Consider the following 10,438-nt stretch of genomic DNA (forward strand, 5'->3'; position numbering starts at 1 on the left):
CCCGGCTCCTGCCGTGCGGGCGCCGGGCGGGCGCGCCCCACCGGGCACACACACGGAGAGCGGATCACCGATGGCGAACGAAGACAGGCTCCGGGACTATCTGCGCCGGACCACCAACGACCTGCTCCGCACCCGGGCAGAGCTCGAGCGGGCCGAGCGGGCCGCGCACGAGCCCCTGGCCATCGTCAGCATGGCCTGCCGCTACCCGGGCGGTGTCACCTCACCGGAGGACCTCTGGCAGCTGGTGGCGGACCGCACCGACGCGATCACCCCGTTCCCCGAGGACCGGGGCTGGCCGCTGGACCGGCTCGTCGATCCGGACCCGGCCAAGGAGGGCACCAGTTACGCGGGCGAAGGCGGCTTCCTGCACGACGCCGCCGACTTCGACGCGGGGCTCTTCGGCATCAGCCCACGCGAGGCGCTCACCATCGACCCGCAGCAGCGACTGCTGCTGCAGACCTCCTGGGAGCTGTTCGAACGCGCCGGGCTCGACCCGTCGTCGCTGTCCGGGGAGTCCGTCGGCGTCTTCGCCGGAGTGATGTACGACGACTACGGATCCCGTCACACCTCGGCGCCGGAGGGCTTCGAGGGCTTCATCGGCACCGGCAGCGCCGGCTCCATCGCCTCGGGCCGGATCGCCTACACCTTCGGTCTCGAGGGGCCCGCCGTCACCGTCGACACGGCCTGCTCCTCCTCGCTGGTGGCCCTCCACTACGCGGCCCAGGCCGTACGCAGGGGTGACTGCCGGATGGCGGTCGCGGGCGGGGCCACGGTGATGGCCACCCCGTCCACCTTCGTCGAGTTCAGCCGGCAGCGCGGGCTCTCGCCGGACGGACGGTGCAAGGCGTACGCCGCCTCGGCCGACGGCACCGGCTGGGCCGAGGGGGTAGGACTCGTCCTCGTCGAGCGCCTCTCCGACGCCCTGAAGGCAGGGCACCGGGTGGTCGCCGTGCTGCGCGGCAGCGCGGTCAACTCCGACGGGGCCAGCACGCAGCTCTCCGCACCCAACGGATCGGCGCAGCAACGCGTCATACGCGCTGCCCTCGAGGACGCCGGGATCGGCCCCGAGGACGTGGACGTCATCGAGGGGCACGGCACCGGCACCGGACTCGGCGACCCCATCGAGGCCGGTGCGCTCATCGCGACGTACGGCAGCGCCCGCACCGCGGAGAGTCCCGTCCGGCTCGGCTCGCTGAAGTCCAACATCGGTCATACGCAGGCCGCCGCCGGGATCGGCGGTGTGATCAAGATGGCGCTCGCCATCGAGCACGGCGTCCTGCCCGCCAGCCTGCACATCGACGAGCCGTCACCGCACGTCGACTGGTCGGCCGGCGGTCTCTCGCTGCTCACCGAGGAACAGGCCTGGCCGGAGGCCGACCGGCCGCGGCGCGCGGCCGTGTCCTCCTTCGGTATCAGCGGCACCAACGCCCACGCCATCATCGAAGCCCCGCCCGCCTCCACGGCTCCGGACGAAGCCCGCGAGGAAGAGGTGCCCGGTGAAGGGGTGCACGAGGAAGGGGCGCCCGGCGGAAGCACGCAGGCCCCGACGGAGCCCGTGCCGTCCGCCTGGTTGCTGTCGGGACAGACCGCCGCCGCTCTCGACACCCAGATCGAGCGGCTCCGCTCACATCTCGCCGTCCATCCCGAACTCTCCGCCGGCGACATCGCCCACACCCTGCGCACCGGACGAGCCGCGCTGCCGCACCGGGCGGTCGTCGTGGGCACCGGGCGTGGCGCCCTCGAACGGGAACTCTCCTCGGCCGCTGAGCGGCTGCCGTCCCCCGGAACCGCGTTCGGGGTGGCCGAGGGGAGCGGGCGCCCCGTCTTCGTCTTCCCGGGCCAGGGCTCCCAGTGGGCCGGGATGGCCCGTGAACTCCTCGCCGGGTCCGACGTGTTCCGGGACGAGATGCAGCGCTGCGCGCGCGCACTGGCCCCGCACGTCGAATGGGACCTCGTCGATGTCGTGTCGAGCGACGACGACAGCGCCCTCGGCCGGGTCGACGTCGTCCAGCCCGCGCTGTTCGCGGTGATGGTCTCGCTCGCCGCGGTCTGGCGCTCCCTGGGCGTCGAACCCGGCGCCGTCGTGGGCCATTCGCAGGGCGAGATCGCCGCCGCCCATGTCGCGGGCGCCCTCACCCTCGACGACGCGGCGGGCCTGGTGGCCAAGCGGAGCGAAGCCCTGCTCGACCTGGCGGGACAGGGCGCCATGGCTTCCGTCGAGCTGACGTCCGAAGAGGCGCAAGGCCGTTTCCCCGCCTCCGGTGTGATCGGCGTGGCCGCCGTCAACGGGCCCACGGCCACCGTGGTTTCGGGTGCGGCCGACGCGGTGGCCGAGTTCGTCGAGGCATGCAGGCGGGACGGGGTACGCGCCAGGACGATCCCCGTCGACTACGCCTCGCACTCACCGGCGGTGGAGGCACTGCGCGACACCCTGCTGGACCGCTTCGCGGACCTGCGGCCCCGGTCCTCGACCGTCCCCTTCCACTCCACCGTCACCACCGTCGAGACGGACACGAGCGGCCTGGACGCGGCCTACTGGTACACCAACCTGCGAGAGCCGGTGCGTCTCGCCGACACCGTGGGCGCCCTCGCCGAGGCCGGCCACACCCTCTTCCTCGAGATCAGCCCGCACCCGGTACTCACCGGCGCCCTCCGCGACACCTTCGAGACCCGTGGACTCCCCGCGCACGCCACACCCACGCTGAGCCGGGACCACGGCTCCCTCGGCACCCTGCTCGCCTCGGCCGGTGATCTGTACGCCCACGGCGGCCGCGTCGACTGGTCCTCGGCCACCCGGGGCCGCACCGTGGACCTGCCCACCTACGCCTTCCAGGAGCGGCGCTTCTGGCTGGACACCCACCACGGCGCCGGGTTCCCCGCACCCCCGGCGGCAGCCGGACCGCACCCGCTGATCAGCGAGGTGCTGGAGCGCGCCGACGGTGGCGGGGTGCTCTTCAGCGGCTCGGTCCCGGTGGGTGACGCCCGGTGGAGCGGCCAGCACCGGCTGGGCGAACGGCTGTTGCTGCCCGGCAGCGCGCTCACCGGCCTCGCCCTCGCCGCCGGTGCCCGGCTCGGCCTGGAACACCTGGAGGAGATCACCCTCCTCGCCCCGGTCGGTGTCCCCGGCAGCGGCCGGCCGCTCGAACTCCAGCTGGCGGCGGACGGCGATCCGGACGGGGCGTCGTTCACCGTGCACACCCGGGCACCGGACGGAGCCGGGGACGGCTGGCAACTGCACGCCACCGGCCTGCTGCGCAGGGCCCCGGACGAGCACACCGGCACCGCGAGGCCCGCCACGGCCGGCCGGCCCGCCGGCGCCGGGCCGTTGGACACCGACGCCGGTTACCTGGCGCTGGCCGGCCACGAGGTGCACTACGGACCGCGGCTCCGCACGGTCGGCGCCGCCTGGGCGGACGACACCGGGCTGTACGCCGAGATCTCGAGTGCCGAGGCCGGGGGCCACGGCCATGACCCGCGCCCCGCGCTGCTCGACGGACTGGTGCAGGCCGTGCTGCTGGGGCGGGTGCTCACCGGCGCGCCGGACAGCGGGACGGACGGCTCCGGGGCCGTCACGGTGCCGTTCAGCTGGAGCGGGGTCAGACAGTACGGGGACCTTCCCGCACGGCTGCAAGTCCACGTCGCGACCACCGCCCCGGACACCTACGCCCTGACCGCCTCGGGCGAGGACGGCCGTACGGTCCTCACCGTCGGCGAACTGCGGTTGCGCACGCTCGAACCGGGAACGCCCGCGGCCGGGCAGGGGGACGGCCGTCCCTCCACGCCGCGGCTGAGGGCCCTGCCTGCCGGGCCCCCCGGCGCCGGCGCGGCCGAAGCCCCCAGCACCCTCGCCCTCCTCGACCCGGAGGAGCGGGAGGAACGGCTGCTGGTGACCGTCGGCCGGGCCGTCGCGGCCATCCTCGGATACGACTCGGACCAGGAGATCCGGCCCGACCGCCCCTTCCGCGACCTGGGGCTGGACTCCATGACCGCCGTGCGTCTGCGCGACCACCTCGGCACCGTCACCGGACGCAAGCTGCCCGCCACCGTGGTCTTCGACCACCCCACCCCCCGGGCGCTCGCCGCCCACCTCGCCCGGTCCGACGCCCCCCGGACAGCGGACGGGCCCCGCCCGGCGCCCGTCGTACGGCACGACGAAGACCCGGTGGTGATCGTCTCGATGGGCTGCCGCTACCCGGGCGGCATCAGTACCCCGGAAGAGCTGTGGGAGCTGCTGGAGCGCGGTGGCGACGCCATAGGCCCGTTCCCCGAGGAGCGCGGCTGGGACCTGGACCGTCTCTTCCACGACGACCCGGACCACCCCGGCACCTCCTACGCACGGCAGGGCGGATTCCTGCGCGACGCCTCGGACTTCGACGCCGAGTTCTTCGAGATGAGTCCCCGAGAGGCCACTGCCGCGGACCCCCAGCAACGGCTGCTGCTGGAAACCTCCTGGGAGGTCTTCCAGCGTGCCGGGATCGACCCCAGGGCACTGCGCGGATCGCGCACCGGCGTCTACGTCGGCCTGATCTACACCGAGTACGGCGGACGGGCCCAGGCGGACCCGGGGGAACACGGGGGATACCTCGGCACCGGCAGCGCGGGCAGCGTCGCCTCCGGCCGCATCTCGTACAGCTTCGGCCTCGAAGGCCCGGCCGTCACCGTGGACACCGCCTGCTCCTCCTCGCTGGTCGCACTGCACCTGGCCGCCCAGGGGCTGCGTGCGGGCGAATGCGATCTCGCACTCGTCGGGGGCGCCACGCTGATGGCCACACCCTCGACGTTCGTCGAGTTCAGCCGCCAGCGCGGGCTGTCGCCGGACGGCCGCTGCCGGGCGTTCGCCGACGAGGCCGACGGCACCGGCTTCAGCGAGGGCGTCGGGCTGCTCCTGGTGGAACGGCTCTCGGACGCCCGCCGCAACCAGCACCCGGTGCTCGCCGTGCTGAAGGGCTCCGCCACCAACCAGGACGGAGCCAGCAACGGGCTCACCGCTCCCAACGGCCCCGCGCAGGAACGCGTCATCCGGGCGGCCCTGGACAACGCGGGCCTCACGCCCGCCGACGTCGACGCGGTCGAGGCGCACGGCACGGGGACCACTCTCGGCGACCCCGTGGAGGCTCATGCCCTGCTGGGCACCTACGGCGCGGACCGGGCCGGAGGGGCGCCCCTCCATCTGGGCTCGCTCAAGTCCAACATCGGCCACACCCAGGCGGCCGCCGGGGTCGGCGGCATCATCAAGATGGTGCAGGCACTGGCCCACCGGACGCTGCCGCGGACCCTGCACGCCGCCAACCCCTCCCGGCACGTGGACTGGGACCAGGGTGCCGTCGCCCTGCTCACCGACAACACCCCCTGGCCGCAGGGCGGGCGGCCGAGGCGCTTCGGGGTGTCCGCCTTCGGGATGAGCGGCACCAACGCACATGTCGTCCTGGAGGAACCGCCCGCCGCCGAGACGGCGCCGGCCCCCGGACCGGAGCGCCCCGCCGGCCCCGTCGTGCTCGTCCTGTCCGCCGGATCGCCCGGCTCACTCGCCGGGGAGGCCGCCCGGCTGCACCGCTACCTGCTGGCCCACCCGGACACGGACCTGGCCGACGTCGCCGCCGAACTCGTCCACGTCCGGGGCGACTTCCCCCACCGGGCCGTCGTGGTGGCGGAGGACCGGAAGCAGGCGCTGGAAGGGCTCCGGGCCGTCACCGACGGCGAGCCGTCCCCGTACGTCGTCACCGGGCACGCCACCGAGTCCAGGACTCCGGTGTTCCTCTACCCCGGCCAGGGCGCGCAATGGGACGGAATGGCCCGTGAACTCCTCGACACCTCACCGGTGTTCGCCGGACGGATCGAGGAATGCGCCCGGCTGCTCGACCCGCTGACGGGGTGGTCGCTCCTCGACGCGCTCCGGGAGGGGACGGGGCTGCACCGGGTCGACGTCGTCCAGCCCGTGCTGTGGGCGACCATGACCGCGCTGACCGCGGTCTGGGAGTCGTTCGGGGTGCGCCCCGCCGCCGTGGTCGGCCACTCCCAGGGAGAGATCGCGGCAGCACTCGCCGCAGGTGCTCTGACCCCCGCCGAGTCCGCCGCAGTGGCGGCCCTGCGCAGTAAGGCGCTCACCGAGCTCGCCGGCACCGGCGCCATGCTCTCCGTCGCCGCTTCGGAGGACTCGGTGCGGGCGGTCCTTCAGGAGACCGGTGCGGCGGCAGGCGTCGCCGCTGTCAACGGGCCCGAATCGACCGTCGTCTCCGGCGGCACGGAGGCGGTCGCCCGGATCGAAGCGGCGTTCGCCGGAGCCGGCGTACGCGTCAGGCTGATCGACGTCGACTACGCCTCGCACTCCGCGCACGTCGAGGCGCTGGAGGAGGAACTGCGGGCCGCGCTTCCCGAGCCGCAGCGGCTCGCGGCCCCCACGGCGGACATCTTCTCCACCGTCACCGGCCGCCGCGTCGATCCGGGGGACACGACGTTCGGCTCGCCCGGCTACTGGTACGACAACCTCCGCCGGACCGTCCTGCTGGGCCCGGCGGTCCGGGCGGCCGCCGAGGCGGGACACCGGGTGTTCATCGAGGTCAGCCCCCACCCGGTGGTCGGCGTCGGTGTCCAGGACGTCCTGGACACCGACGGGCCCGGCCGCACCGCCGTGCTCGGCACCCTCCGCAGGAACGAGGGCGGGGCGGGCCGCCTGCTGCGCTCGGTGGCCGAGGCGTGGGTCAACGGGGTGCGGATCGACTGGCGGACGCACACCGGCGTCCGCAGGGCCGGACTGCCGCCCCTGCCCACCTACGCCTTCGACCGGCAGCGGTACTGGCTCGACGCCGCGCCCTCGGCCTCCGTCGGCACCGCGCTCCCGGGCACCCGGCAGGTCGGTCACCCGCTGCTCACCGGTGCGGTGCGGGCCCCCGGCGGCGACGGCGTGCAGCTCTTCGGACAGCTCTCGCTCACCGCCCAGCCCTGGCTGGCCGACCACACGGTGGACGGCACGGTGCTCGTGCCCGGCGCCGTGCTGGCCGAACTCGCCCGCTACGCCGGGGAACTCGCCGGCGCGCCCCGCGTCGACGAACTCGTCCTCCAGCAGCCCCTGGTGCTCACGGGCGAACCGGTCGAGATCCTGCTGACGGCCGGAGCCGCAGAAGCGGACGGACGCCGGCCGCTCGCCCTGTACGCCCGTGACGCGGCCGACTCGGGCGGGCCGCTCGGCGCGCCCTGGACCAGCCACGCACTGGGCACTCTCGCCCCCGCCTCCGAAGGCCGCTCCGCCGTGCCGTGGCCCCCGGCCGACGCCGAACCCTTCGACGTCACCGGCCTGTACGAGGACCTCGCACTCAAGGGCTACGGCTACGGCGCCGCGTTCAGGGGCGTGCGGGCGGCCTGGCGCTCCCCGTCGGGGAACGAGGTGTACGCGGAGGTGTCGACCGGGACCCCGCCGGAGCCCGGCTTCGCGGTCCATCCCACGGTGCTGGACGCCGCCCTGCATCTGGCCGCGACGGCCGGGGGCTTTCCCGACGACGGCCAGGTCCGGCTGCCGTTCGTCTGGCGCGGTTACGAGAGCCGAGGCACACTCCCGGCCACCGTCCGCGTGAGACTGACCCGCGACGGGACGGACGGCGTCTCGGTGAACCTGGCGGGTCCGCAGGGCGAACCGGTCGTCGTGATCGACGGGGTCACCTTCCGCGTGACCGACCGCGACCCCGGCGAACTCCTCCACGAACTGCACTGGGAGGCGACCGGAGCTCCGCTCCCGGCTGCCCCCGGGGAGGCACACGCGCCGGTGGTCCGGCATCTCGGGGCGGGCGGGCTCGCCCCGCTGCTCGAAGCCCTCGACCGGGGTGAGGACGTGCCGGACGCCCTGATCGTCGAGGGGCCCGGGCCGGAGTCCGCGTCCGAGGACGAGGGACAGCTCCTCCGGGACGTCCTGCTGTCGACGGCTCACACCCTGCGCGACACCCTCGCCGAGCCCAGGCTCGCCACGGCACCGGTCGTCGTGCGCACCCGAGGCGCTGTCGGCGCGGTACACGGCGAACGGGCCGGGAACCCGGTGGGAGCGGCGCTGTGGGGCCTGGTCCGCAGTGTCCAGTCCGAGGAACCAGGCAGGGTCTTCCTGCTCGACCTGCCTGAACCCGCCGGCGACAGCGCGAACGAGAGCGCCGCGATCGCACTGATCGCCTCGGGCGCAGTCACGAACGAACCGCAGCTCGCCCTTCGCAGGGCGGAACTGCTGGCACCCAGGCTCCGCAGAGGGGCACCGGGGACACGCCCGCCCCGCACCGGGAACTGGAGGCTGGGGACCGGCGGCAGCGGTGCCGTGGACGATCTGGTGCACACCCCTGTTCCCGAGGAGCCCCTGGCGCCGGGCGAGGTGCGGATCGCCGTCCGCGCGGCCGGGCTGAACTTCCGTGACGCGATGCTCGCGCTGGGGATGTACCCCGGGGACGCCGAACTCGGCACCGAAGGGGCCGGTGTGGTCCTGGACGTCGGCGACGCCGTCACGGCACTGCGCCCGGGAGACGCCGTCATGGGCCTGATCTCCGGAGGCATCGGCCCGGTCGCGGTCACCGATCACCGGCTGCTCACCCCGGTCCCGGAGGGGATCGGATTCGCCCGGGCCGCCACGATCCCCGCGGTCTTCCTGACCGCCTACTACGCCCTGCGGGATCTCGCCGACGCGCGGCCGGGGGAGTGGCTGCTGGTGCACTCCGCGGCGGGCGGGGTCGGCGGTGCCGCCATCCAGCTCGCCCGGCACTGGGGCATCGAGGTGTTCGGCACGGCCGGCCCCGCGAAGTGGGACGCCGTACGGGCCGCCGGCCTGCCCGACGCCCGTATCGGGAGCTCCCGGGACCTGTCGTTCGCGCCCGCCGTCCGCGCGGCCACCGGTGGCCGCGGCGTGGACGTCGTACTCAACTCCCTCGCCGGTCCCTTCACCGACGCCTCCCTCGAACTGCTCGCCGAAGGCGGGAGATTCGTCGAGATGGGCAAGACCGACATCCGCAACGTGTTCGCGATCCGGGCCAGGTACGGCGTCGGCTACCGGGCGTTCGACCTGATGGACGCCGGACCCGACCGGATCGGGGAGATCCTCGGGGAGCTGGCCGGGCTGTTCCGCGCCGGTGTCCTCACCCCGCTGCGGGTCACCTCGTGGGACGTCGGCCAGGCGCCCAGGGCGCTGCGCCACCTCAGCCTCGCCCGGCACACCGGCAAGGTCACGCTGCGTCTGCCACGTTCCCTCGACCCGGAGGGCACCGTGCTCGTCACGGGAGCGGCCGGCGGAGTCGGCCGTCAGGTCGCCCGGCATCTGGTCACCCGGCACGGCGTACGGCATCTGCTGCTGGCCGGCCGACGGGGCCCGGAGGACGAGACCGTGCGCCGCCTGACGGCCGAACTCGTCGCGCTGGGGTCCGAGGTGACCGCGGTGGCCGTCGATGTGGCGGAGGAGGAGCAGGTGGCACGGCTGCTGGACGGCATCCACCCGTCCCGTCCGCTGACGGGTGTCTTCCACGCGGCCGGTGTCCTCGCGGACGCGACCCTCGGCACGCTCGACGCGGCAGGCCTCGACGCCGTACTGCGGCCGAAGGCGGACGGTGCACGGCACCTGGACCGGCTCACCCGTGACGCCGACCCGGCCGCCTTCGTCCTCTTCTCCTCCGCCGCCGGCATCGTCGGCAGCCCGGGGCAGGGCGCCTACGCGGCGGCCAACGTCTATCTCGACGCCCTGGCCACAGCACGGGCGGCGGCCGGATACGCGGCCACCTCGGTGGCCTGGGGGCTCTGGCAGTCCGACAGCGCTATGACCGGCGGTCTGTCCGACGCGGACCGGGCGAGGATGACCCGGTCCGGGATGCTTCCGCTGCCCGCCGCCCAGAGCCTCGCCACACTCGACGCGGCCTTCGAACGGGGTGAACCCGCCCTGTTCGCGGCGCGCCTCGACCTGGCACGGCTGGCCCGCGGCGCCGACCCGGTACCGCCCCTGCGCTCCCTGGTCGCCGCCCCGGCACCATCGGCCGGGGACGGGACGCCTCGGGCCCGGGACACCTCGGAGACCCTGGCGGACCGGGTGGCGGCGGCCGAACCCGCCCGGCGGCGCGAGCTGGTCGCCGCGACCGTCATCAGCCATGTCGAGACGGTGCTCGGACGCAGCGGGAGCGACGGATCCGGATACGACGGACGCAGCTTCAAGGAGCTCGGCTTCGACTCGCTGACCGCGGTGGAGCTCCGCAACAGGCTGGGCCGGGCCACCGGGCTCCGCCTGGGCGCCACCCTCGTGTTCGACCACCCGACCCCGGACGCCCTCGTCGGCCATCTGCTCAGCGAGCTCGTACCGGAGACCGACGGACCCGACGCTCCTGCCGGCCCCCCGGCGGACGCGGAGGAACTGTTCCGGTTCATCGACTCCGAACTCCGATCCTGAGAGGCATCCGACCCCATGGCGGACGAGAAGAAGCTCATCGAGTACCTG

1 protein-coding gene is annotated in these 10,438 nt (G+C 74.4%); it reads left to right on the forward strand.

The features are described 5' to 3' along the window. Positions 1–13 precede the first annotated feature (13 nt). Entirely contained in the window at positions 14–10,390 is a 10,377-nt protein-coding gene (locus ACIRD8_RS03920; protein ID WP_403985699.1) for an SDR family NAD(P)-dependent oxidoreductase, read from the forward strand. The last annotated feature ends 48 nt before the right edge of the window (positions 10,391–10,438 follow it).

Source organism: Streptomyces sp. NPDC102451, assembly GCF_044765485.1.
In the GTDB taxonomy this organism is placed as follows: domain Bacteria; phylum Actinomycetota; class Actinomycetes; order Streptomycetales; family Streptomycetaceae; genus Streptomyces.